This is a genomic window from Acinetobacter haemolyticus CIP 64.3 = MTCC 9819 (genome assembly GCF_000369065.1).
In the GTDB taxonomy this organism is placed as follows: domain Bacteria; phylum Pseudomonadota; class Gammaproteobacteria; order Pseudomonadales; family Moraxellaceae; genus Acinetobacter; species Acinetobacter haemolyticus.
The window spans coordinates 1-24,713 of sequence record NZ_KB849800.1; the positions used below are offsets into that span (position 1 = coordinate 1).

Genomic DNA, 24,713 nt, shown 5'->3' on the forward strand with positions numbered 1-24,713 from the left:
TAATAAGTTCAAAAGTAAGACCACCCAAAGCCAAAACAGTTTGCTGGCGACAATAGCAAGAGTGAACCACCTGATCCCTTCCCGAACTCAGAAGTGAAACCTCTTCGCGCTGATGGTAGTGTGGCACTTGCCATGTGAGAGTAAGTCATCGCCAGCTTTTAAATTCAAACACCCCTAACCGTCAGGTTAGGGGTGTTTTTTATTGGGCGGAATTTTATATACTGCCTATGAAGCCAATATTTAACGAGTCGTGCTGTTTTTATCCTAATTAGATGCTAAATAAGAAATGTTATTAGGAGTGATATGATTCTCTATGAACTTTTATCTGCTATTGGAATTGTCTATTTAGGTTTTTTAGTATGGAGGTTGTTAGAAAAACCTAAGAAAAAATATCAAGCACCTCGAGTTATTCGCGAATGGATATTGGATGATCCTGAGGGTGAGCTATATGTAGCGTATATTACATCAGATCAAAAGGTCTGGTCTGCTTGTGGACGTTATACACATTCTTCTGGTTCAGCAAGTACGACTTGATCTGATTTTCTCTTAGGGGATTTAAATGAGCTTGTGCGAACAACCATGGGGCAGAAAGTATTGGATGAAATGATTGAATGCCTAAAGCAGCAAAATATAAAGTAGCTGATATTTCCTCATCATAAAAAGATTCAATCTGCTCTGATAAGTGTTCCCATTTAACTTGAACTATCATTTTCCAGAGAGCGTTGAGGTTAAAGTAGACTCCGTATTGCATAAATATTTATACTTTCGCTAGTTTTTTGAACAAATTAGTCAGTAGAAAAGAATTTTCCTTGTATGCGGAAACATTGCTTTATGTTATAAATATTTTTATGGGCATGTTTTTTGCTTGTTTAATTAAAAGGAAGGCTCTATGAAATTATCTGTTGGATTGAAAGTTGCGAATAGTTTGTCGTTAACTCCTCAATTACAGCAGGCGATTCGTCTTCTACAGTTATCAAGCTTAGAGCTGGAACAAGAAATTCAAATTCAGCTTGATAGTAACCCCTTACTGGAAAAAATAGAAGAATCAGGAACAACAGAAAGTCTTTCTGCACTGGAAAGTAAAGAAAATGCTGATTTGACGACGGAGTTAAATGCTGATCATTTACCAAATGATTTGCCTGTTGATACAGAGTGGGATGATGTTTATACACACCAATCAACAGCATTGGGATCTCCTGAGTATGAAGAACGAGAAGATAATCGACAGGTTCAACATAATTTAAAAGAACATATTTTAGAACAAGTTAATTTATTGCATTTTTCCTCTATTGATAAGTTAATCGCTTATTGCATTGTTGACTCTCTTGATGAAAAGGGCTTTTTAGATGCTGAACTTGAAGATATTCAATTGGCAACTACACGCTTTTTAGAGGAGATGGACAGCGATGAAGAGGTTGAATTGGATGAAATTATCGTTGTTCTTAAACATATTCAACACTTAGATCCGATTGGGGTAGGTTCGAGAAATTTGGCCGAATGCTTAAGAATTCAACTTGAAGCATTGAATGAGCATGCACCTTATGTGAGTGAGGCGAAGAATCTTCTTAAATATTACGAGTTACTTATTTCAAATGATTTGAATAAATTATTGAAACAAACTGGCTTGTCAAAAGAACAATTAAAGTCAGCAGTTGATCTATTAAGAACATTAAAGCCTTATCCAGGGCTGGAATTCAATCAACAAGAATCTGAGTATCAAGTTCCCGATGTGGTTGTTGCGAAAAAAGATCAACATTGGCAGGTTCAGCTCAATCCTGATGTTATGCCAAAACTGCGTATTAACTCCTTTTATTCTGGAATGATTCGTCGTGCGGATCAAAGTGATGATAATGTCTATTTGCGTAATCAAATGCTTGAGGCCAAGAATTTTATAAAAAGCATCGATGAGCGCCATAAAACGTTACTAAAGGTTGCGACCTGTATTGTTGAACATCAACGAGCATTTTTAGAGCAAGGTCCTGAAGCGATGAAACCTTTGGTGTTGCGTGATGTTGCTGAAGAAGTTGAGCTACATGAATCGACTGTGTCTCGTGTGACGACCAATAAATATATGCTCACACCGCGTGGTCTATTCGAGTTGAAATACTTTTTTTCTAGTCATGTGGGAACAACCACAGGTGGGGAAGCGTCTTCTACTGCAATCCGCGCTATGATCAAAAAGCTAGTTTCAAATGAGAATCCATGTAAGCCGTTGTCAGATAACGCAATTGCTGAAATGTTGAAGGTGGAAGGGATTGAGGTCGCGCGACGCACGGTGGCAAAATATCGTGAATCGTTACATATTCCATCTTCTTCTGAAAGAAAAGTCTTGATCTGAATTTCAAGGTGTGACTATTCTAGGGGGTCATTATTACGAAATAATGAATCTTTTAATGATCACTAGAGGAGTCGCTGAAAATGATTTAATGGATATTGAACCACAAAATGTGCATTAAATTTGCTTAAGCGACGTTCTTGAATCCTGAGAAAAAGGTGAGGGATAGAATTATGCAAATAACAATTCGTGGACACCATTTAACCATTACACCAGCAATTGAAGAAAATATAAAAGAGAAGTTTAGTCAAATGACCAAGCATCTGGATCAGGTGAACAGTATGCAAATCAAGTTGGCTAAGGATCATCAAGTAGATAAACGGTCACATAAGGGGAGTGCAAACCATATTGCAGAGGCGATTATTCGCCTTCCAGGGGTAGAATTGTTTGCACAAGCAACAGCTGATGATATGTATACTTCGATTAAAAAATTAACAGAAAAATTAAAAAGACAACTTGCAAAACATAGAAAAATACAATGTTCTTATCAACATGAGCTGGCTCTTATAAGTTGATTTTTATTTTATAAAAGAGGCTTTTTGTTGAGCCTCTTTTTTTTATTGATAAAAAAGAAGCTGTATACTGAATTATGTGAAAAAGTTATAGTAAAATAACGCGTTTTACACCAATGGTTGTATAAGAGGTCTTGGTAATGAATAGTGAGCAGCTCACGCAAATTTTAAAAGAAGCTTTCCCTGAAGCAGAAGTAGCAGTGAGTGGACAAGCTGGAAAATTTGACCTACGTATTGTTGATGATCAGTTTGAAGGTAAACGTACCGTTAGTCGTCAACAAGCGGTTTATGCACCTTTAAATTCTTATATTGCGAGCGGTGCAGTCCATGCTGTAACGATTCGTGCAATGACAAAAGACGAATGGCGCAAAGCAAGCCTTTTCGGAGCTTAAATATTAATGGATAAATTTTTAATTACGGGCGGTGTTAAGCTCGAGGGTGAAGTGCGCATTTCTGGTGCTAAAAATGCAGCTTTACCTTTACTTGCAGCGATGATTCTAGCTGATTCTCCGATTACGCTTACCAATGTTCCAAATCTAAAAGATGTAAATACATTAGTAAAATTAATTGCTGGTCTCGGTGTGACCATGAGTTATGAAGGTGAAACGGTGTGTGCTGATGCTTCGACATTAGACAATCAGTTTGCACCTTATGAACTGGTAAAAACCATGCGTGCATCTATTTTGGTGCTTGGACCATTATTGGCGCGCTATGGAAATGCAAAAGTATCATTACCAGGTGGTTGTGCAATCGGCTCACGTCCAGTTGATCAGCATTTAAAAGCGTTAGAGGCTTTAGGTGCACAGATTGAAGTTGAAAATGGTTATGTGCATGCATCAGTTGATGGTCGCTTGAAGGGTGGTGAAGTCATTTTTGATATGGTGACCGTGGGTGGTACCGAAAATATCTTGATGGCAGCAGCATTAGCAGAGGGGGTAACCACGATTCGTAATGCAGCACGTGAGCCTGAAATTACTGATCTTGCGCAAATGCTGATCAAGATGGGTGCCAAGATTGAAGGTTTAGATACGGATACGCTTGTGGTAACGGGTGTAGAAAGTTTACATGGCTGTGAATATGCTGTGGTCGCTGATCGTATTGAAACAGGTTCATATTTGGCTGCAGCTGCGATTACGGGGGGTCGAGTCAAAACGACACATACTGATCCTAGCTTACTTGAAGCAGTCTTGGATAAGTTTGAAGAAATGGGTGCAGAAGTCACTCGTGGTGATGACTGGATCGAATTAGATATGCAGGGCAAGCGTCCTAAAGCTGTGAGTTTTAGAACCTTACCACACCCTGAATTTCCGACCGATATGCAAGCACAAATTATGGCTGTCAATGCGATTGGTCGCGGTTTTGCAACGATTTCAGAAACGATTTTCGAAAACCGTTTTATGCATGTCCCTGAACTTTCACGTATGGGTGCTAACATTCAAGTCGAAGGACATGATGCGGTTGTAACAGGCGTCGAAAAACTTCAAGCAGCACCTGTTATGGCAACTGATTTACGAGCTTCTTTCTCTTTAGTTCTTGCTGCATTGGTTGCAGAGGGAGAAACACTAGTTGATCGTATCTATCATATAGATCGTGGTTATGAACACGTGGAAGAAAAGTTGCAAAGTTTAGGTGCTCAGATTAAGCGAGTAAAAGGATGAATGACTTAAGAAACGATGATCCAAATTTTGATGTGATGGGCAATTTTGATCATGGTTTAACTTTAGCACTCAGTAAAGGTCGTATCTTAAAGGAAACATTACCGTTACTAGAAAATGCAGGTATCAATTTACTTGAAGATCCTGATAAATCTCGTAAATTAATTTTTCCAACCACCCATAAAAAAGTTCGTATTTTAATTTTACGTGCTTCTGATGTGCCGACTTATGTTGAAAATGGTGCAGCTGATTTTGGTGTGGCTGGCAAAGATGTATTGATGGAACATGGTGCACAACATGTTTATGAGTTGCTTGATCTAAAAATTGCAAACTGTAAGTTAATGACTGCAGGTAAAGTAGGTATGGAACGTCCGAAAGGTCGTTTAAAGATCGCGACTAAATATGTCAATCTAACCCGTCAATACTATGCAAGCTTAGGTGAGCAGGTTGATGTGATTAAACTTTACGGATCAATGGAGCTTGCACCTTTGGTTGGTTTAGGTGATTACATTGTTGACGTGGTAGATACAGGTAATACTTTACGTGCCAATGGTTTGGAGCCTTTGGAAGAAATTTGCAAAGTATCATCTCGCTTGATCGTCAACAAAGCAAGTTTTAAGCGTAAACAAGCTTTACTCAATCCGATTCTGACGCAACTTGAGCAGGCGATTAATAATCGCTAAAATCTCGAATAAATATTGAAGGTCAACTAAGGTTGGCCTTTTTTATTAGAGTTTTTCAGGGTTGCGCAAAACATAAATGTCGGAGATGTGCTGTTGATCAAAATGAAAAGTTAGTACGATCACACAATGATGTTGCTGATCAAATAGTTTGAAACCGATATTGCCATTCAAATAACACATTTCCCAAGATAACTCAGTCCATGCTTGAAAGAGTAAACGTTCAAAAAAGCGTAATACACTGTTCAGATCTGTAAAGGGTTGCCGAATTGCGGAAACTTTACCACCGCCATCGGCTGCAAATAAAATATCTTCACTTAAAAGTGCTTTAAGTTGCTCTAGATTGTGTGAATGAATCGCATCTTTGAATGCATTCAGCAAAGTTATCTGATGAGAAGTCGGTATGGTCGAAAGTACTTTGGGCTGCTCTGCAATCCGTTTCTTACTGCGAGTCACCAATTGGCGACAATAATTTTGCTGTTCTAAAAGTATGTCTGCAATTTCAGCGTAATCAAGATTGAATATCTCATGCAATATATAAGCGGCACGCTCTTTGACAGACAGTTTTTCTAAGATGAGCAGAAAGGCAGTGGAAAGGGTGTAATCTGATTCGGCCAATAACTCTTCAGTATGATGATAGGGTTCAGGCAACCATGTTCCGATATAATCTGTCCGAGATTTGTGATGAGAGCGCAATAGATCAATACAATGTCTTGTGCATATGGTGGTAAGCCAAGCTTGTGGATGGATAATTTCATGTTTGGGTTGTTGTTGCCATTTGATAAAAATATCCTGTAATGCATCCTCTGCATCACTTGTTGAACCTAAAAGTCGATAGGCAAGACCAAACAGAAATGTTCGGCTTGCCTGAAATAGATTTAAGTCGTCTTGACTAAAATTGGTTGATTTATTCATTTAATTTTAGTGTTGCGAAATGCCGATACGATTCCACAAATTAATCATGCCAATCAATAAAGTTAAAGCAGAGATTTGCTGTTCATTGAAGTATTTAAGTAACTCGACACGAAGTGGTTGGTAATCTGTTTGCGATTGTAAATGGGTGAGTGCTTCTACCCAAGCAAATGCAGCTTTTTCTTGCGCACTAAAATCCGAACAGTGACGCCAAACAATCAAGCGATCTAAACGTGTTTGGGTTTCCCCGTCGGCTAGCGCTTCAGCAATGTGCATCTTGACACAGAAAGCACATTGGTTGATTTGCGAGGCTTGTAGCAGAACAAGATGATAGAGCGATCGTTCCAGTAAAGCAGAGTCGTCAATATTTTGATGTACTTGATAGAGAGACCGAATTGCTTCTGGTAAATGTGTTTTCGGATGAGTATTTAGCTGTGCCATTTTTAATATTCCTCGTTTAAATCAATAGCGTTACTAAATTGACGATTCAGAAAGTAAAGTTGTGACAGAAAATTTAAAATATTTTATAAGTTATTGTTTTATATTTAATAAATTTTATTATTGTTTATTAGGGTTTTGTCTTGATGAAGCGGTATTCATGGTTTATTGAAGAATTCGCTCTTTACTATTGATTTTTTAAGCAGATATTGCCCCCACAAATCTGATTAAAAAGAGTAAACTTAGCGTTCTCTTTTTCACCTTGTAGGTAAATTGATGCGACGTTTATCGACTCAGGATCAGAATTTTAAACAAACATTTGCTGAGCTTTTGGCATTTGAAACTGTGAATGATCCTCAACTAATTCAAACTGTAGACCAGATTATTGCCGATGTTCGTCAGCATGGCGATGATCATGTACTTAAGTTAACGCAGCAGTTCGATCGACATCCAGCGCATCAATTTTCTGATTTAGAACTGACACAAGCACAACTTAAGACTGCCTTTGACGGTTTAAGTACTGAAATCCGTGAAGCCTTAGAGTTGGCAGCAAAACGTATTCGTTCATTCCATCAGGCGCAGAAGCAAGAGGGTTGGACTTACGTAGATGAACTAGGTAATACCTTAGGACAGAAGGTTACTCCGCTTGATCGAGTGGGAATCTATGTGCCAGGTGGGTTAGCTTCTTACCCATCCTCTGTGCTGATGAATGCTTTACCTGCACATGTAGCGGGTGTACCTGAAATTATTATGGTGGTTCCGGCACCGAATGGTGAACTGAATCCATTGGTTTTAGCCGCAGCATATTTGGCTGGTGTTAGTCGAGTTTTTACCATTGGTGGTGCGCAGGCTGTTGCTGCGTTGGCGTATGGCACACAGACCATTCCTCCTGTAGACAAAATTACTGGACCAGGCAATCGATTTGTAGCAGCAGCGAAACGTGCCGTATTTGGTCAAGTCGGTATTGATATGATCGCAGGGCCTTCTGAAATTTTGGTCTATGCTGAAGGTGAAAATAATGCCGATTGGTTAGCAATGGATGTGTTATCTCAAGCCGAACACGATACAGTTGCTCAAGCGATTTTCATTACACCTGATGAAGCGCTTCTCAATGCCGTTGAAGCTGCGATTGAAAAACATTTAAGTGAATTGCCGAAAGCAGAAATTGCGCGAACCTCAATTCAAAATCGTGGTGCATTGGTACTGGTCAAAGACCGAGCAGAAGCGGTTGAGTTGATCAACCAAGTGGCTCCTGAGCATTTGGAACTTTGTTTGGATGATGCTGAAAAAATGAGTCAAGACATTCGTCATGCTGGTGCGATCTTTATGGGACGTTATACACCAGAAGCAATCGGAGACTATTGTGCAGGACCAAACCACGTCTTGCCAACATCGGGCACTGCACGTTTCTCATCGCCATTAGGTGTATATGATTTTCAAAAGCGCTCAAGTTTGATTATGTGCTCAAAAGATGGGGTTAAAACCCTAGCGAAAACTGCTGATGTACTCGCAGTGCAAGAAAATCTTGATGCTCACGCACGTTCAGCACGTTACCGTTATGAAGTTTGAACTAGAAGTGAGTGCTGTAGCCTAGCACTATAAAAAATATAAACCTCTCCCTGACCCTCTCCTAAAATGAGAGGGGACTTGTCACGATACATGTGAAATAGGTTTGAAGACTCCTCTCCCTTGGGGCGAGGTTAGGAGGGGGTAACAAGAGAATAGAAAATGACGTTTACAACAGAACAAATGCGTTTTTGGAGTCCTGAGGTTCGTGAACTAGAGCCGTATGTGCCTGGTGAACAACCAAAAATTCAGAATTTACTTAAACTTAATACCAATGAAAATCCCTATCCGCCTTCACCAAAGGTGGTGGAAGCTGTTCAAGCTGTATTATCCAATCAAGCCGATGCTTTACGTCTATATCCTGATCCAGATGCAACTGCCTTAAAACAAGCGATTGCAAAACAGCAAAATGTGGATGTTGAGCAAGTTTTTGTTGGTAATGGTTCTGATGAAGTGTTGGCTCATATCTTTAAAGCATTCTTTATTCAAAAAGAACCGATCCTTTATCCTGATATTACTTATAGTTTTTATCCTGTTTATAGTCAGTTCTTCGGGATTGAAACGAAGCAAATTCCATTGAATGAAATGTTTGAAATAGATGTTTCAGATTATCAACAAGAAAATGGCGGCATCATTATTACCAACCCCAATGCGCCTACAAGTATTGCGTTAGGATTGGCAGAGATAGAAAAAGTATTACAGGCAAATCCAAATCGTGTGGTTGTGATAGATGAAGCTTATGTCGATTTTGGTGCTGAGACAGCTGTTCAATTAGTCAGTCGTTATGACAATCTCGTCGTTTGCCAAACGACATCTAAGTCACGTTCGCTTGCGGGTCTGCGTGTGGGTTTCGCGATTGCACAAAGTCATTTAATTGCTGCACTTGAAGCGGTAAAAAATAGTTTTAACTCTTATCCAATTGATCGTTTCGCGATTGCAGCAGCAGTGGCTTCATTTGAAGATCAAAGTTATTTTGAAGCACAATGCCAAAAAGTGATTCAAAGTCGAGAGAAATTGGTTAATGATTTAAATACGCTTGGCTTCAACATTTTACCGTCAAAGGCAAATTTTATTTTTGCTACGCACCCTCAACATGATGCAGCACAGCTTGCTCAGCAGCTTCGTGAACAGGGAATTATTGTTCGTTATTTTAATAAACCAAGAATTAATCAATTCTTGCGTATCACGATCGGTACGGATGAGCAAAATCAACGTTTGGTTGAGACGCTCAAAACAAAGATATTATAAACCGATATTTATTTTTCGGATTGCTGCCATGTATTGAGTAAATCAATCATGGCAGAAATTTTATCAAAACATTCTTGATACTCTGCTTCCGCATCTGATGCGATCGTAATACCGCCTCCAGCCCACATCGATAATTCATTTTGATATTTTTGAATACTGCGGATCAAAATATTCCAACGGCCCGTCCCATCAAAATTAAAATAACCGAGACTACCGCAATATGCACCACGTGGAGCGCCTTCTAACTGCTCAATGATTTGCATAGCACGGATTTTCGGTGCACCCGTGATTGATCCACCAGGAAGGGCGGACAACAACACTTGCATTGGGTTAATTTCCTCTTGTAGTGTTGCTGTAATTTCACTGACCATATGATGAACTTGGTTAAAGCTTTCTATTTCAAACAGTTTTGTTGTTTCTACAGATCCTATTTCTGCATAAACGCTTAAATCATTTCGCAGCAAATCTACGATCATCACATTTTCAGCTTGATCTTTTTCAGATTGACTTAGCTTGTTCTTAGAGATTTGATCCTGTTCAGGATCATTAAAGCGCGGCATGGTGCCTTTGATTGGACGTGTTTTGATTTTTCGTTCGGCCTGAAACTCAATAAATAGTTCAGGAGAGCAGCTTAGTAACTCAAAATTACTAATATTAAGATACCCTGCATAAGGTGCATGTGTGAGATCCCACAAAGCTTGGGTCTGACTCAATAATGATCCCTCGACTTTCGCTTTAAATTCTTGCGTTAGATTGATTTGATAGCAATCCCCAGCTTTAATATATTCTTGGATCTCATCAAAAGCATCCATATATTGTTGTTTTGACCAGCGCGGATGGCATTTTGAAACTAAGTTAAGTTTCACATTTTTTTTGGGCTGTTCTAATCGATGACAGATTTGATCATAAATGTATTGCGCTTCGTCTTCATCGCTATGGAAATACCAAGCATTATTTTGGAACTTTAAGAACGTTTGATATTTGCCTAAGAAAAAACAAGGTTGTGAGCGGATAGTATTGTTAATATTGAGTTGTGCTGCATAGTCATAACTAAAAAATCCAATATAGCCCCCTTGGAAACTGACATTGTTTGCCTTTGGAGGCGAGGTTGGGTCTAAATTGGTGAATTCTAAAATTGATGTCGTGGTGCTCTTCTGATATTGATCAAATTCAATACGATCAAATTGTTGTAGTGTCGAACGCTCTATAATTAAGAATGCTTTAGGTGCAAATGCGATAATTGGATTGTTTTGATCATACAAATAGGTTAAACCAGTCAAACCATCTAATTGCAATAGCAGGTCAAATGCAGATGTGAGTTGCGTATTAAGCTTGCGATTAAAATAAGACATAAAACAACAATGACTTCATCTGTATTTGAGATATCAAATTGTACTACAATCAATAAAAATCTACTGATACGTCAGATTAAAAAAACATCGAATATTTGTTTGAATGAATATCGAAAAATAAATTTTAATCAAACTGATTTTTCTGCATATTGTTGATGCTCATTTGTATTTTGTTACATCCCTGATATTGAGCTTCTGTCAGTAGAATAAAGCGGCATCTCTTGAAAATGCGCACTTAAAAACAAGCATATATTTCTTTAAATTATTATATATTTTATATGTTTATTGTTTTTCTGTGGCTGTTAGTTGACTTTTTAATGATTCAGCCGTTTATCGGTTTATTGGTAAAAAACATTTAACAGGAGTTGAACATAAAATAACAAACGAGTAATTTAGTACTTGCTAAGCGAACTACTCAAGGATTGGAAGTTCAGGTTGTCATTAAAGAAAAACGACAGTGGACAGTTTAGAGTAGTGAAAGTCAAAAAAATAAATGCTCTTGGGAGAGTGCTCAATGAAAATGTTTACTAAACTAGTTTTAGTTTCTTCAATGGCGATTAGCGCAAATGCAATGGCTATGCAGTCAATGGATGATGCTGCACTAAGCGCTGCAACAGGTCAAGATGGGATCAATATCGGTATTGCTTTAGATGCTGGTGGTATCTCTATCGACAAATTATATATTCACGATAACGATGGTTTGCAAACATCAACAGGTATTACTGGTGCAACTGGTGTAGCAGGTGCTATTTCAATTGATGGTCTTTCTATCACTCAAAGTGGTACTGGCAATTTACTTGATTTAGTGATTGATACTGATGCGGGTACTTCAGGCGCATTCCTGAATATCGCAGCAAACGTTGGTGCTGTAGATATTAGTATTGGTTCGATTGGTGTTGCTGCATCAAATGGTTCAACATTAACCGATACTACAACTGCTGTTCGTGGTGTAACAGGTACAACTTCTGAAATTCTTACTGGCCTAGACCTATCTTTAGGTGCGATCTCTGCTAATGTTCAACTAGGTGCTACACCTCAAGGTGCAATGATTAAATTAGACTCTACTCTACAAGGTGGTTTGACGATTAGTGACCTTGGTATTAATGATGCTGCGGGCGGTGGTCAAATCTATCTAGATAATATCTATGTACGTGGTACGGGTAATGCAAATGGTGATTTAGATATCAATACTGATATTTCTGTGACAACTTCAGGTCTTCAATTGAAAAACAACAGTACTCAGGGTATGAATGTTTATATCCAAGGTGTTCGTTTAGGTAGTGATACAGCGGCATCAATTGGTGATGTGGAAATCCAAGGTTTAAATGTTGGCTCATCAACAATTACGATTTCTGGTCACTAATCAATTTTCAAACAAAAAAAGCGCATTTTGCGCTTTTTTTGTTTATTGAAAATAATCTTTATGAACTAAAAGTACCTTACAGATATTTTTATGGATACATAAAGCTGGTCTTATTAAAGAAAATATACATTTCGTCAAAAAAAATAAAAAAAAGCTGTATTTTTTCATAAAAAAAGGTATCTTCAACATGCAGGGACGTAGTGTTTTAATGATTGAAACACTAAAAATAAAATGAATAAGGCAAGTGCTGCCACGGTTAGAAAAAGAGACTTATGTTAGAGATCGCTTTAGGCTCGGCATTGATGTATTACTTTACAACGCAAGCCTTTGAAATAGAAAAAAAACCAGATGGGACTGTGTATTACACAGAAACATTGGACTCTCGTAACCCTTCCTTTACGCGGAATCACCGTGAAGCCGTTACTATTAAGCCAGCTGTGGAAGATCAGTTTCGCGGTATTGTACGTCAAGCTTACGACTATAGCTGTGGTTCAGCAGCATTAACTACATTATTAAATGGTTATGCTGGTTTAAGTTTAACAGAACAGCAAACAATGTCTGGTTTACTACAATACGGTGAATATCAGCGAATTATTGAACGTCGTAGCTTTTCTTTATTAGATATGAAGCGTTTCGTGACTGCACTAGGATTAAACAGTGGGGGATATCGAGGACAGTTTTCTGATCTTATCGCATTAAAGCAACCTGCAATTGTTCCAATTACTTACGCTGGTTTTAAACATTTTGTTGTTTATAAGGCATATAAAGATGGACGTGTTTATGTAGCTGATCCAGCATTAGGAAATATCAGTTTTGACGAGACACGTTTCAAAGAAGTTTGGGATAATAATACGCTTTTCTTGGTTGATGTACCCGAGCCTTATCGTAAGGATCTTTTGGCTTTACAGGATGCAGATATGCGGCATGTCGAAGATGCGACAATCAATAAATACGCGCTTGCCGATATTCAATTCCAAACACCGCGTTTTGAGCGTTTAGCAGATCGTGCTTCGACGATGCGTCGAGTTTTGGATACAAATTCAAATTCAACGACCCATAATCAACCGATTACGACTTATATGCGGATGTACTATAAACGCAAATAGCTCTTAAGTTTTAGCTTTGTACACGACAAAAAAAGATAACTCATTGAAATAATGGCATAATACTTGTTTTCTGACGACGAATATGATGACACATTTCAATGAGTTACATCTCATCTTAAACAAATATCTAAAGTGGAACAAGTCACATGCAAAATGTTTTACACTGATTATGCTTGCATTAATTGTAAAACAGACATGTAATCTTTCTTCTGCATCTAAAGCCTTACCCATCAAGTGCTTACCACAATCATTTTATCGACGTATACAACGCTTCTTTGCAGATCAGTATTTCGATTATCGTCAAATTTCTCAGTTAATTTTCAATATATTTTCATTCGATAAAGTCCAATTAACTTTGGATAGAACTAATTGGAAATGGGGAAAACGAGATATTAATATCTTGATGTTAGCCATCGTCTATCGTGGAATAGCGATACCTATTGTTTGGACATTGCTCAATAAACGTGGAAATTCAGATACAAAAGAGCGTATTGCTTTGATTCAACGCTTTATCTCCATTTTTGGTAAAGATCGTATTGTGAATGTGTTTGCAGACAGAGAATTTATCGGTGAGAAATGGTTTACATGGTTAATTGAAAATGACATTAACTTCTGTATACGTGTTAAAAAAACTTTATTGTGACCAATCACTTAGCCAAGAATCATAAAATTAGTGATTTATTTCGTCATCTTCAAGTTGGTCAAACTGAATGTCGTAAACGACGTATTTGGGTTGGTCGAGTGAAACTGTATATTAGTGCGCTACGATTAGAAGATGGAGAGCTTTTACTTGTTGTTTCTCCTATGTTTAATGCTTCTGCTATTCGTGATTATGCATTACGCTGGGAAATCGAAACGTTATTTAGTTGTCTCAAAGGACGTGGATTCAATCTTGAAAATACTCGTTTAACAGACCCTAGACGAGTCAAGAAATTGATAGCAGTGCTAGCTATCGGTTTCTGTTGGTGCTATTTAACAGGTGAATGGCAACATGATCGGAAAAAAGCGATAAAAATAAAGAAGCATGGACGACTTTCAGTAAGTTTATTTCGCTACGGTTTGGACTATGTTCAAATGGCTATTCTACGTTTGATTGGTTTTGGAAAAAAAGAAGAATTTAAGAAAGTGCTAGCAATTTTAAGAAAGAAAAAGCCTGATAGGACAAGGATCCTATGAAATTTGTCGTGTACAGAGAAGTTTTAGTAAATTTAATGCATAAGTAGGATGTTATAATGAATAATCAATGGATGAATATGAGTGTGCTTGCCCTAAGTTTAAGTGCAATCACAACAACTCTTTATGCGGAAGATCAGCCACAAGATAATACGGAGCAAGTATTGGTTGAGGAGGTAAATCAATCAATAGATACTACTGTACAGTCATCTCCAACTGAAAATAGTGCAAATCAAGCTGCAACCGCATTGCAACAACAAGAAGGTGATGCATCACAAGAGACCAATTTACAGGAAGTCTTTACTTCTAGTGAGCGTCAGTATTCGTTGATTAAAAAAGGTGTCATTTCCTCATATTATGATATTGATTATACCTACTATCGAGATAGTCGTATTGATGCAGCGATGGAGAATGGAGACTTAACAAATCTCCGTGTTGAAGAGGATGCAAACCATACACTCACCAATACGTTCACCTTACAATATGGTCTATTAGACAATCTTACCTTATCGGCATCCTTGCCCTTTATGGCGAAGAAACAGCTGCTAGATGATAAAACTGCAGCGGGTTTAGGGGATATTTCATTTGGAGCGCGTTGGGAACCATTTCCACTAAAACAAGGACGTCTTCCTTTAATCATTTTTGGTAGTTTATCAACCAAAACAGGTGATAGTCCTTATGAAATTGCGATTGATGAGTTGTCTACTGGTAAAGGTTATTATTCAGTCGGTGGTGGTGTAAGTACCCGTAAATATATCGATCCAGTGGTTTTATTTAGTTCTGTTTCAGCAAGTTATGGTTTTAAAGAAACGGGCTTAAATCAATTACGTGGTGGTGGTGCGAATGGGCCACGTATTTTGGATAGTTTTGATCCTGGTCTAAGTGGTGGTTTTGCGTTTGGTTTCGCTTATTCGTTTAACTACGATGTTTCACTGACGATGTCCTATCAACAAAGCTTCAATACGGGTGCCAAGTTCTATTTTAAAAATGGTGAAAGCTTTAAATCCGCTGATCAAAGTAGTTCCATGCTGTCCTTTGCTTTAGGCGTCCGTGTATCACCAGCCACAATTGTTAATGGAACAGTTGGGATTGGCTTAACCGAAGATGCACCAGACGTTACTTTGGGCTTGTCTTTCCCGCTTGATATTATAGGTTTCGGCAAGAAGCTGCGTTAAGGAGATGTGAAGGTGAAATACCCTAAATTATGTCCCTTGACGATTAGTATTTTAATTGTGGGACTATCCAACATTACTCATGCTCAATTGGGGCAAGACTTATCTGTTGATCTCAGATCTTTGGCATTGGGGAATGCTGTAACAGCAGACCCTCCAGGGATTAGTGCGGTTCATTTTAACCCTGCAGCACTGGCGAAACTTGATGGTTTACAAACCGATGTTCAGGGGATTTTAGCTAACTTTTCAATTAAACGAGATTATACAGCACCTGCAGGTTATAACGTTTTTGGCTATTCTGATGACCCGCTTGTTTGTAATGATGGTCCTGAGATCGATGCTCGGATTTGTACAGATTTTAAGGGAACTGTATCTGGGGATGTGGAGTATGCGAGTATTTATGTTCCAATCCTAAAAAAGATTGTTGATTTAGGTCCCAATATGCCGATAGCGGCTCCGACTGCTGGGATATCTTATAAGCCACCAGGATCAAAAGTCACTTATGCGACGGCCGTGTACGCACCTTTGGTTGCCGGTTTTGGTGCTGAAGATGGTAATCCAAGTAATTATATGGGACAACAAGTTGCATTAGAGCGTATTACTTATTTGTCTCCATCTTTTGGTTATCAAGTCAATGACCATTTATCCATTGGTGCATCGATTGGTATGTCTTATCAAGCGATTGCAATGAAAACTGATCTGCGGTTTCCCAATGAAATGATTGGTGTGTTGCGGATGGTTGATGAAGTTGTTTGTGCTCCATTTAAAGGCAATGGCGATATTATTACCGATTTACTGCTTTTTGGTATGTGTAACTCTAAAGAGGCAATGAATCCATTTAATAAAATGGGAGCACTTGATGTTGCTATGGAGCAATCATTAAGCCCGAGTTATAACTTAGGTATTTTATGGGAACCAACAGATGACTTTAGCTTTGGTATGGTTTATCAAAGTGAAGCAAAAATGCGTTTGCGCGGCAAATATTTAATTAATAATGCTGTTGCGCCGCAGCAGTTAGTTGCAGGCCTTAACTCTTCTGCAACGGGGCAAGTTTTAGCCGCAATTTTGGGGTTGCCTGGTTTTGTGCCTGATATTGAGTCTGGCTTAGTGGCGATGGATTTTAAATATCCGCAGCATTTTAAAGCTGGGATTAAATACAAGATATTCCCAGATTTACAAATGAACTTTGATGTTGGTTGGACGGATTTCTCGGCATGGGATAAATTCAAATTTGAATTTGATCGTCAAATTTCCTTGTTAAAAGTTGCAAAACTATTATCTGCGGATGTTTCAGATCGATCACTCGCATTGCCATTACGCTTTCAGTCCGCATGGCGATGGGGAATCGGTTTTGAATATTCTGCAACGGATCGTTTAAAGTTACGTATGGGATATGAACCTCGAACCAGTTCTATTCCTGATGATAAGCGAAATACGATGGTTCCGATTAACAACGCTCAATTATTCGGTTTAGGTTTAGGTTATCGGTTTGATCAGGACACTGATCTAGATTTATCGATTGGCTTCTTGCGTAGTCGTGATGATATTCCTGCGAATACCAGTAGTCTAGCCAACAAAACGGGGGTTGATAATATCTTACTCAATCCATATGCAGGGCTTGATATTAAAACCAATACCAAAGTGACTCTACTCGGTATTAACTATAGAACAAGATGGTAATGCAAAATATAATTAAACAAGGGTCCAAATTTGCGATTTTAATATTGGCTATCGCATGTGCAAATGGCTCAAATAGTTACGCTGATGGTTTTTATACAATCATTGGGCTAGATGGTCGTCCAATGATTGTTCCTACACGTAATGCAAAACAGGATGTTGTTGAAAAAAAACAAGTAGATAAAGAGGTTCCTGATCAAACAAAAGTAAAAAGTATTGATACAGCACAATCCTCGCCATCTCGACCATTAGAAGTAAACTCAATTACGATTAAACAGCCGAAATCTCCTCAAACTTTGTCTGTAGAACCTCCATCTAAGGTTGACAATATTAGCTCAAAGCGATTAGAAACCTTGAATCAGATTGAGCAAGTAAATCCTGCCGCACAGCAAAAACATACTCCACCTTCCAAAGTTGAAAAAGAAGTTAAAGCTCCTATTGTACAAGAGCAAAAAACTTCCCCCATTATAGAGACTGCTGATGTTGCAGTTGCACAGAATAAATCAATCGTTAAAGAAAAGTCTCCTAGTGCTTTTGAAAAAATTGATGGTATAGAATATGTAAATAGCGATTACCTAGAAGATCAGGAGTTTAATTTAGACGGAAAGAAACGATTTTATATGATGCCAGACGGAAGTGGTCGCCTTGAAACTGTTGAGCGTAAAAAAGGTGTGAGTCGTTCTGTTTTAGATAAATTGTTAAATCGTTCTGTTCAATCTACCGCACCGATCGCATTGTCTGAAAGTTATATACGTTTGTCTGCACAAGATCTTGCGCTTGCCTTTGAAAATGATCAATGTTTTTTAAAGGATTATTCTAAATCAATTAAAACAGTGACTTCTCAAAAAGATATTGGATTATGGCCGCGAAAGCCATTAAAAGAAAAGTTTGAATATGATTTAGTGAAGTTAGACGATTCAGTCCAGTATTTACAAATTGACTCGTATGCTGGAAGTAATCAAAAACCGCTATATTATTGGCCTTTGGTGGTATTTTTAGATAAAGAAGGGTGTATCAAAGAAGGGGTGAGTGGTTTTAAAAGTGGAACCACAAATGCGAATTTGTTACAACACGCTGCAATATATGGCGTGATTAGAGTGCCACTTGATGCTCAGTATGTCATGGTGACACCACTAGCATCTGCAGTAGATGTTCCTGAACAAGAACTTTCGAATCAAGGCCAAATCAAGATATCGGTAATACAGTAATAATTTAGGATAAATGAATTATGAAAAAAAGGATAATTGTACCATTTGCATTTTCTGCTTTAACTTTGTTGTTAAGTGGGTGTGGTGGTGAAAGCTCTAAAATTAATGAGGACCCAACCAAAGGGACAACTGGTGTTACTTCTAACACCAGCTGCGATATCAATACTTCTAATTGTTTACAGTTTGTTCTTGATTATCCTATCGCAGGTGTTAATTTTAATTGTAGTAGCGACATAGTCCATAATTTTGCAACAAAATTTGATAGTAATGCTGTGACAGGTGCTTGTAAATTAGGTGATACAGTTTCTTTTTATGTGCAAGGTGAGGCATCGCCTAAGATTAGTTTTGGGGATATTAAATTAGATGAGATTTCTAAGTTGAAAATGCCAACATTGGCTCGTATTCGAGTTATTGATATGGCAATTGCTTTGACTGGAAAAACACCCAATGCACTGGATCCGGAGGATGAAACGATTCATGTAGCTTTAGCACTTATTAAGATTTTCCAAAGTTTAGGGGTAGAGAACAAAAGCAATGTTATTGGCGACGTTCAACCTACTGAAATCACACAAGAAAAGAAAAATAATCTTTCCAGTCTGAGTAGGCCTATTGGCGTTTCTGAATTAATCAGTGATGAATATGTTGATCTTTTGAAACCATGGGTTGATGTGAATGCTGTTTCTGATGATCAAGCATTAGAAATATTACAGCAGTTATTAAATCTTTCAAATACAGGGGTTTGGACTGCTGATTTACCAGTTTTTAAATTGGGTGGTGGAAGTAGCACGAGTAAGACGACTTCTCCTGATGGTTTCTTTGGTTGTAATACAGCTGACTATTCAAAGTGCGTTGATGCTAGTGTGAGTAATTTAGTACATTCGATGGGAAATTTCTTACTATTAACTGATCGACAGGGATATATCTTGGGTTATGGTCAACAATGGACTGGAGCTGCTACAGTAACAAACAATACTGTTCTCGCCCCTTACTATTTAACTAGCTTGGTCAAACCACAAAAAATACGATTAAAAACTCAAAATGATTGGTTGAACCCTTTTACCTATCAACTTAATGCAAGTAAGCCTTTATCTTTTAGTGCGAGTACAGACCCACTTGAAGATTTGATCATTAAACAAGGTAAGTTTATGAATCAAAGTACCATTGCTGGAACTGAGGGATTCTATCGTGGTTTAACAAAGATGAAAGATAGTGACAAAGTTGATACTTCTCATCTGGGGCAATGGCAACAATCGATCTCAAATCAAAATATTAGAGGCGTTATTGATATAGTAAAAGTAAATCCTGCAAGTTTTCTTTCAAAGGATACTTTTAAAACTGAGTTGAATGTTGAGTCAGGACAAACCTATCTATTTCCATTGTATGCTACTTTAACCTTTAGATTTGACGAGGCTGCAAAGCTACCACCTGTAGATTTAGGTATTGTAATTGATGAGCATGGAAATATTCGCACGGATATTCGAAAAGATGCAACAGAAACAGATATGTCTGGACTTTGTGCCAGCGCAGTGCCAAATTCAGATGGTACTTATACAGATCAGTATGATGAAACCCAGTACCGTATCGGTACGACGGGAGCTACATTATTCTCGACGAATGATAAATCGATTACTGTTCGTATGCTGCTATCAAATCCTAAATTTAAAACAATTGATGGTGTGATGTTCGGGATCAACTTTAGTACGATAACTGGCGCGAAGATTAATATTCATAACTTACTTAATGGTCAGCCATCGGGTATTAATTTAACGAATTTTTCAAATAACACAGTTGTTTGGTCTAACCAATATGCATTTTATCAAGCGGCATATGTTGGTCTATATGATAGGTTGACGAAAGACAAAGATAAATACATCCCACCAACAGAAGAAGAGCGAGAGTTAGCAAAACGTTGGACAGGTACAGTAACGATCAAAATTGCAGATCAAAATAATCCTGCATGTAAAGCAATAAAAACTAAAGCTTAAATACTATAAAAAAGACCGCAATTTGCGGTCTTTTTTATTTAGCCTGTATGGTCTAAACGTGTGCCTAGTGTTTCTAGGTGAGTTGGAAATAAACCTTGCTTTCGATCCGAAAAATAATGTTTTAATGTTTGTTCTACACTTGGAAACGCGAGTTCGGTCCAAGGTATTTCATGTTCTTCAAATAAACGACATTCGAGGCTTTCTTCGCCTGCACCAAATAAACCTTGTTTTAATTGTGCTTTGAACAGTACGTAGATTTGTCCAATACGTGGAATATTGTACATACAATAGAGTTGTTCAATTTCGACTTCTGCTTCAGCTTCTTCACGTGTTTCTCTGGCGGCACCTTGTTCCATGGTCTCAAAAAGTTCCATATAACCCGCTGGTAATGTCCACAATCCATAGCGCGGTTCAATCGCTCTGCGGCATAATAAAACCTTGTCATCCCAAATGGCTAAAGCCCCACAAATCACTTTGGGATTTTCGTAATGAATATTGCCACAATTTGTGCAGACCCATCTTAATTTATGATCACCTACAGGAATTTTTTGTTCGGTTTGATGCCCACACGCAACGCAAAAGCTCATAATTATCATCAGCGGTAGAGATAGCTCAGCATAACTGAATTTTGATGACTTCGCATCATCATCTATGATTGCAGTCAAAAATTCAGCTATGATGATGAACAATCAAAAATGAAAAAAAGAGATGAGTCCTATGGAAGAGGCATCGTTAATACAGCTTTTAGAACAACGGTTGCGTTTTTCCAAACGAATCCAACAAGCAGATGCAGCTGTATTGATCGCAATTACACAGGAGCTACAACCTCGTGTGTTGTTGACACGCCGTTCTATGCAGTTATCACAACATGCGGGTGAGGTATCGTTTCCTGGTGGCAAGCGTGATCCGAGTGATACCAGTAACATTGTGGTTGCACTACGTGAAGCACAAGAAGAAACGGCTTTGAATCCATTTGATGTAAAACTTTTAGGTGATCTTCCGATTCAGCGCGCACGGAGCGGCCTATCTGTGAAGCCGATTGTTGGTTTGATTCCTGCACATGTGGATCTAATAGCTCAGCCTTCTGAAATTGATCGTATTTTCTTTGCGGATCTGAAAGCATTGATCGAAGCACCACCACTACCTTATGAGGTGCGTTTAGCTCGACAATCGATTTATTTTCCGAGTATGCAAGTGGAAAGTGAAATTGTATGGGGACTGACCGCTCGGATGTTGATTTCTTTATTTCAATATGGATTGGGATATCAAAAGAATTGGCCTTTTCTTGTTAATCCACCAGATTTTGGTTTATCTAAGTTCTAATTTTTCTATTCAAACGAGTTTTTATCATGATGTATAAATATCAGGGATTGAGTCCAAAAGCATTATATGAACCTTGGGATGGTTGGGCTGCGCCTAATACAACTGTAATTGGACAGGTTGAGCTCGGGCGACAAGTCAGTATCTGGTTTGGCGCTGTTGTACGCGCAGATAATAGTGTGATCCGTATTGGTCATTTTTCTAATATTCAAGAGAATGCTGTTTTACATACCGATGCAGGTATTGAACTCAATATCGGTGAATACGTGACAATTGGGCATCAGGCAATGTTACACGGTTGTACGATCGGGGATAATTCACTGATTGGTATAAATGCAGTTGTTTTAAATAATGCCGTTATTGGTAAGAATTGTATTATCGGGGCAAATGCGTTGATCCCAGAAGGCAAAGTCATTCCTGATAATTCTGTCGTAATGGGGTCACCTGGGAAAGTGATAAAAACCATAGATGAACAAGGCGCAGCTCGTTTACGGTTGAGTGCATTGCATTATGCAGAGCATTATAAAAACTTTTTAGATTTGGAGCCGTTTAGCTTTTAATAGATATTTTTCTTCAATGAAAATGTGCCAAACAGAAGTTTGGCTTTTTTGTATCTATAGAGAGAACAACTCGAATATGAGAATGGAGTGAGTTATGATATCGCTCGTTTTTCATCATACTTCTCTTAAGGTTTTGCATGAAGTTGCTTGCGTTGGAAACTGCAAATGAGCAGTGTTCCGTATCATTGGTTGATATGACTCAAGAACTCTATTTTCAATTAGATGGGCGTGCCAAAGCACAAACCCAAACGATCTTACCGTTAATTGAAGATGCGTTATTACAAACAAATACACAGTTAAAAGATATTACAGCAATTGCATTTAGCCGTGGGCCAGGTTCTTTTAGCGGAGTAAGAATTAATGCTGCCGTGACACAAGCTTTGGCATGGTCACAAGACTTACCTGTAATTCCTGTTTCTAGTTTACAGGCTTTAGCACAAGCAGCTTTTCGCCATATTGGGCTTAAGCAAGTTACGGCTGTACTCGATGCGCGTATGCAAGAAGTTTATATTGCCAATTTTAGCCTTGATGAACATGGTGTCATGCAGGCAATCGATGATGAGAAACTATTAAATTACGAGCAAGCGACGGCGTATTGTAAATTTATAGCGGTTGGTTCTGGTGCTGCACTTATCCAAACTGGTCAGGAAAGTTTGCAAACAATTGTGGCAACCGCACAAGAGATCGCCAGTATTGCAAAAGTTTATGCAACACAGCAGAAATGGGTCGATGCAGAATACGCACTCCCTGTTTATTTACGTGATGATGCATGGAAAAAGATTCCAGAACAAGGTAAAGCGGGTTAGGTATGGATTTGTTACTGCTGCTTAAAGCAGCGATCATGGGTATTGTCGAAGGTATTACTGAGTTCTTACCGATTTCAAGTACAGGTCACTTGATTTTGGCATCGGAATTGATGGATTTCTGGACAACTGAGAAAAGTGCGGTTTTCGTTGTCGCAATTCAGATTGGTGCAATTGCAGCCGTGATTTATGAATACTGGTCACGTTTGTGGAATGCCGCGACAGGGATGGTGACTGGTGAGGAAAAAGGTCGTCGTTTAGGGCTGAGTCTTATTTTTGCGTCGATTCCAATTGTGTTGGTTGGTTTAACCTTCGGGCAATTCATTAAAGAAGTACTTTTTAATGATGTTATTGTCGCTTTAGGCTTAATTATTGGTGGTTTAATTATTATTTGGGTTGAGAAGAATCCACCTAAAATTAATGCAGTAGAAGTTGAGAATATTACCTTTAAGCAAGCTGTTTGGATTGGTCTTATTCAAGTGCTCGCTTTGATTCCGGGAACTTCACGTTCTGGTGCAACGATTATCGGTGCAATGTATTTAGGGGTGTCTCGTAAAGCGGCAACAGAGTTTTCATTCTTCTTGGGTATTCCTGTGATTATTGGCGCAGGTTTATTAGATTTATATCAGAGTTACCATGTCTTTGATGGTCTAGAGGATTGGACTGTCATTGCGGTAGGTCTGGTTGTTTCCTTTATCTCTGCTTTACTTCTGATTCGTGCATTGGTTGCCTATGTGGCTAAGCGTGACTTTATGATTTTCGCGTGGTACCGCATTGCTTCAGGTTTATTGATTTTATTATTGTTCTTTACTGGTTGGAAATTATGGTAAGCGGGTTTCGCTTATTTTACCAAGCCACAGATATTGAAAAAGCACAGCATTATCATGCTGTGCTTTCTTTACGTGGCGTTCAGGTCGAACTTTGTGTGACTGAGCAATTAAATGCTCGTTTTTTACGTTTGAATCCTGAATTAGGTCTGTGTGTTGATGCATCTGGATTATGGTTATGTGCCAATGGCATGAAAATGCGACCAGATTGGCAGGCAGAAATTCCTCGTTTAAAGCGTGCTAGTTTGAAGTCGGAAATGCTTGCACGAGCATGTCAGTTGTCTGAAAAACCAAGTTTGCTTGATGCAACAGCTGGGTTAGGGCATGACAGTTTGTTGATGGCGCACTTAGGTGCGACGGTGCAATTGGTCGAACGAAATCCAATTTTATTTAGTTTGTTGGAAGATGCGCATCGTCAGGCGCAGCAAGATACATATTTGCAAGCAACAGCGTCAAGGATTCAACTGGTATTTTCAGATTCAGCTTGTTATTTGCAACAGCTCAAACAGCAGGATCAATCTATTGATGTTGTGTATTTAGATCCAATGTTTCCACAGCGTGATCAAAACCAACAGGCAATCAAAAAACAAGCCCAAGTTAAAAAGCAAATGCAGCTTTTACATTTATTGTTACCTGAAGATGGAGAAATGGATTTAGGTGATGAGTTACTTGCTTTGGCTCGCCAAGTCGCTAAACGTGTTGTTGTGAAGCGTCCGCGACATGCAATTTTTCTAGCTGACCAAATGCCAGATCATCAATGGTTAGGTGATGCTTGTCGTTTTGATGCTTATTTTTCAAAAGATTAGTTTTAAATTTTGTTC

Annotated in this window: 23 protein-coding genes, 1 rRNA gene and 1 pseudogene; 21 read left to right on the forward strand and 4 right to left on the reverse strand. The window is 38.5% G+C overall.

The genetic code is table 11. From position 1 onward, the window contains the following. The first annotated feature begins 42 nt into the window (after positions 1-42). The 7 genes and pseudogenes from rrf to hisG all read left to right on the forward strand — a co-directional run bounded on the left by rrf (position 43) and on the right by hisG (position 5,185). Positions 43-157 (forward strand): 5S ribosomal RNA (gene rrf, locus F927_RS02685). Positions 158-303: 146 nt separating this feature from the next. Beyond that, a pseudogene (locus F927_RS02690) lies at positions 304-639 on the forward strand (hypothetical protein). Positions 640-889: 250 nt separating this feature from the next. Next, positions 890-2,338: an RNA polymerase factor sigma-54 gene (locus tag F927_RS02695; RefSeq protein WP_005081255.1), complete on the forward strand. Its 1,449-nt coding sequence runs from the start codon at positions 890-892 to the stop codon at positions 2,336-2,338. Between the two features lie 170 nt (positions 2,339-2,508). Further along, positions 2,509-2,850: a ribosome hibernation-promoting factor, HPF/YfiA family gene (gene hpf / locus F927_RS02700; protein WP_004637996.1), complete on the forward strand. Its 342-nt coding sequence runs from the start codon at positions 2,509-2,511 to the stop codon at positions 2,848-2,850. A 137-nt stretch (positions 2,851-2,987) separates the two neighbouring features. Continuing rightward, positions 2,988-3,239, forward strand: coding sequence for a BolA family iron metabolism protein IbaG (gene ibaG, locus F927_RS02705; protein WP_004637997.1), 252 nt, complete (start codon positions 2,988-2,990; stop codon positions 3,237-3,239). Between the two features lie 6 nt (positions 3,240-3,245). Continuing rightward, positions 3,246-4,505: a UDP-N-acetylglucosamine 1-carboxyvinyltransferase gene (gene murA, locus F927_RS02710; RefSeq protein ID WP_004637998.1), complete on the forward strand. Its 1,260-nt coding sequence runs from the start codon at positions 3,246-3,248 to the stop codon at positions 4,503-4,505. Further along, positions 4,502-5,185, forward strand: coding sequence for an ATP phosphoribosyltransferase (gene hisG, locus F927_RS02715; protein ID WP_004799890.1), 684 nt, complete (start codon positions 4,502-4,504; stop codon positions 5,183-5,185). Before murA ends, hisG begins: the two co-directional genes overlap by 4 nt. A 45-nt stretch (positions 5,186-5,230) precedes the next feature. Here hisG and F927_RS02720 read toward each other — a convergent pair whose 3' ends face one another. Together F927_RS02720 and F927_RS02725 are read right to left on the reverse strand one after the other, a co-directional pair. Then, a complete protein-coding gene (locus tag F927_RS02720) occupies positions 5,231-6,097 on the reverse strand; it encodes a sigma-70 family RNA polymerase sigma factor (RefSeq protein WP_005081256.1) in 867 nt (288 codons plus the stop codon). Positions 6,098-6,103: 6 nt separating this feature from the next. Then, the gene (locus F927_RS02725; protein WP_005081260.1) at positions 6,104-6,535 is read right to left on the reverse strand and encodes a carboxymuconolactone decarboxylase family protein; all 432 of its coding nucleotides are present in this window, start codon (positions 6,533-6,535) and stop codon (positions 6,104-6,106) included. A 273-nt stretch (positions 6,536-6,808) separates the two neighbouring features. On the opposite strand from F927_RS02725, the gene hisD reads away from it, so the two are divergent. Then, entirely contained in the window at positions 6,809-8,101 is a 1,293-nt protein-coding gene (gene hisD, locus F927_RS02730) for a histidinol dehydrogenase (RefSeq protein WP_005081262.1), read from the forward strand. Between the two features lie 159 nt (positions 8,102-8,260). Beyond that, complete coding sequence (gene hisC / locus F927_RS02735; RefSeq protein ID WP_005081264.1) at positions 8,261-9,346, forward strand: histidinol-phosphate transaminase; 1,086 nt, start codon at positions 8,261-8,263, stop codon at positions 9,344-9,346. Between the two features lie 8 nt (positions 9,347-9,354). On the opposite strand, the gene F927_RS02740 is transcribed toward hisC, so the two are convergent. Further along, positions 9,355-10,698 (reverse strand): anthranilate synthase component I family protein, encoded by a 1,344-nt coding sequence (locus F927_RS02740; protein ID WP_005081267.1) that lies wholly within the window; start codon positions 10,696-10,698, stop codon positions 9,355-9,357. 514 nt (positions 10,699-11,212) lie between these two features. Here F927_RS02740 and filA point away from each other — a divergent pair. The 7 genes from filA to filF all read left to right on the forward strand — a co-directional run bounded on the left by filA (position 11,213) and on the right by filF (position 20,382). Next, the gene (filA, locus tag F927_RS02745) at positions 11,213-12,061 is read left to right on the forward strand and encodes a putative pilus system protein FilA (RefSeq protein WP_005081268.1); all 849 of its coding nucleotides are present in this window, start codon (positions 11,213-11,215) and stop codon (positions 12,059-12,061) included. Between the two features lie 272 nt (positions 12,062-12,333). Further along, positions 12,334-13,167, forward strand: a complete 834-nt coding sequence (gene filB, locus F927_RS02750; protein ID WP_005081270.1) for a putative pilus system C39 family peptidase FilB — start codon at positions 12,334-12,336, stop codon at positions 13,165-13,167. 85 nt (positions 13,168-13,252) lie between these two features. Then, positions 13,253-14,343, forward strand: a protein-coding gene (locus tag F927_RS17035) for an IS4-like element ISAba33 family transposase (protein WP_107010211.1) whose coding sequence is annotated in 2 segments (ribosomal slippage) — positions 13,253-13,793 and positions 13,793-14,343 — 1,092 coding nt in all. Because the reading frame shifts where the segments join, the coding sequence is not laid out codon by codon here. 56 nt (positions 14,344-14,399) lie between these two features. Continuing rightward, complete coding sequence (filC, locus tag F927_RS02765; protein ID WP_005081275.1) at positions 14,400-15,515, forward strand: putative pilus system protein FilC; 1,116 nt, start codon at positions 14,400-14,402, stop codon at positions 15,513-15,515. Positions 15,516-15,527: 12 nt separating this feature from the next. Then, positions 15,528-17,192 carry a putative pilus system OmpP1/FadL family transporter FilD gene (filD, locus tag F927_RS02770; protein WP_005081277.1) on the forward strand — a complete coding sequence of 555 codons (1,665 nt, stop codon included), beginning with the start codon at positions 15,528-15,530 and terminating at the stop codon, positions 17,190-17,192. Then, positions 17,192-18,397: a putative pilus assembly protein FilE gene (filE, locus tag F927_RS02775; protein WP_005081279.1), complete on the forward strand. Its 1,206-nt coding sequence runs from the start codon at positions 17,192-17,194 to the stop codon at positions 18,395-18,397. The genes filD and filE overlap by 1 nt, the downstream gene beginning before the upstream one ends. Before the next feature lie 20 nt (positions 18,398-18,417). Further along, positions 18,418-20,382, forward strand: a complete 1,965-nt coding sequence (gene filF, locus F927_RS02780) for a putative pilus system protein FilF (RefSeq protein WP_005081280.1) — start codon at positions 18,418-18,420, stop codon at positions 20,380-20,382. 38 nt (positions 20,383-20,420) lie between these two features. On the opposite strand, the gene F927_RS02785 is transcribed toward filF, so the two are convergent. Then, positions 20,421-20,969 carry an NUDIX hydrolase gene (locus F927_RS02785; protein ID WP_005081281.1) on the reverse strand — a complete coding sequence of 183 codons (549 nt, stop codon included), beginning with the start codon at positions 20,967-20,969 and terminating at the stop codon, positions 20,421-20,423. Positions 20,970-21,090: 121 nt separating this feature from the next. On the opposite strand from F927_RS02785, the gene F927_RS02790 reads away from it, so the two are divergent. From F927_RS02790 to F927_RS02810, 5 genes are all read left to right on the forward strand, one after another. Then, positions 21,091-21,705: an NUDIX hydrolase gene (locus tag F927_RS02790; RefSeq protein WP_004638012.1), complete on the forward strand. Its 615-nt coding sequence runs from the start codon at positions 21,091-21,093 to the stop codon at positions 21,703-21,705. 29 nt (positions 21,706-21,734) lie between these two features. Further along, positions 21,735-22,262: a gamma carbonic anhydrase family protein gene (locus F927_RS02795; protein ID WP_171057133.1), complete on the forward strand. Its 528-nt coding sequence runs from the start codon at positions 21,735-21,737 to the stop codon at positions 22,260-22,262. A 137-nt stretch (positions 22,263-22,399) separates the two neighbouring features. Then, entirely contained in the window at positions 22,400-23,068 is a 669-nt protein-coding gene (tsaB, locus tag F927_RS02800) for a tRNA (adenosine(37)-N6)-threonylcarbamoyltransferase complex dimerization subunit type 1 TsaB (RefSeq protein ID WP_005081286.1), read from the forward strand. Between the two features lie 2 nt (positions 23,069-23,070). Next, a complete protein-coding gene (locus tag F927_RS02805) occupies positions 23,071-23,895 on the forward strand; it encodes an undecaprenyl-diphosphate phosphatase (protein WP_005081292.1) in 825 nt (274 codons plus the stop codon). After that, the gene (locus tag F927_RS02810) at positions 23,889-24,698 is read left to right on the forward strand and encodes a class I SAM-dependent methyltransferase (RefSeq protein ID WP_005081294.1); all 810 of its coding nucleotides are present in this window, start codon (positions 23,889-23,891) and stop codon (positions 24,696-24,698) included. The genes F927_RS02805 and F927_RS02810 overlap by 7 nt, the downstream gene beginning before the upstream one ends. Positions 24,699-24,713: the final 15 nt, after the last annotated feature.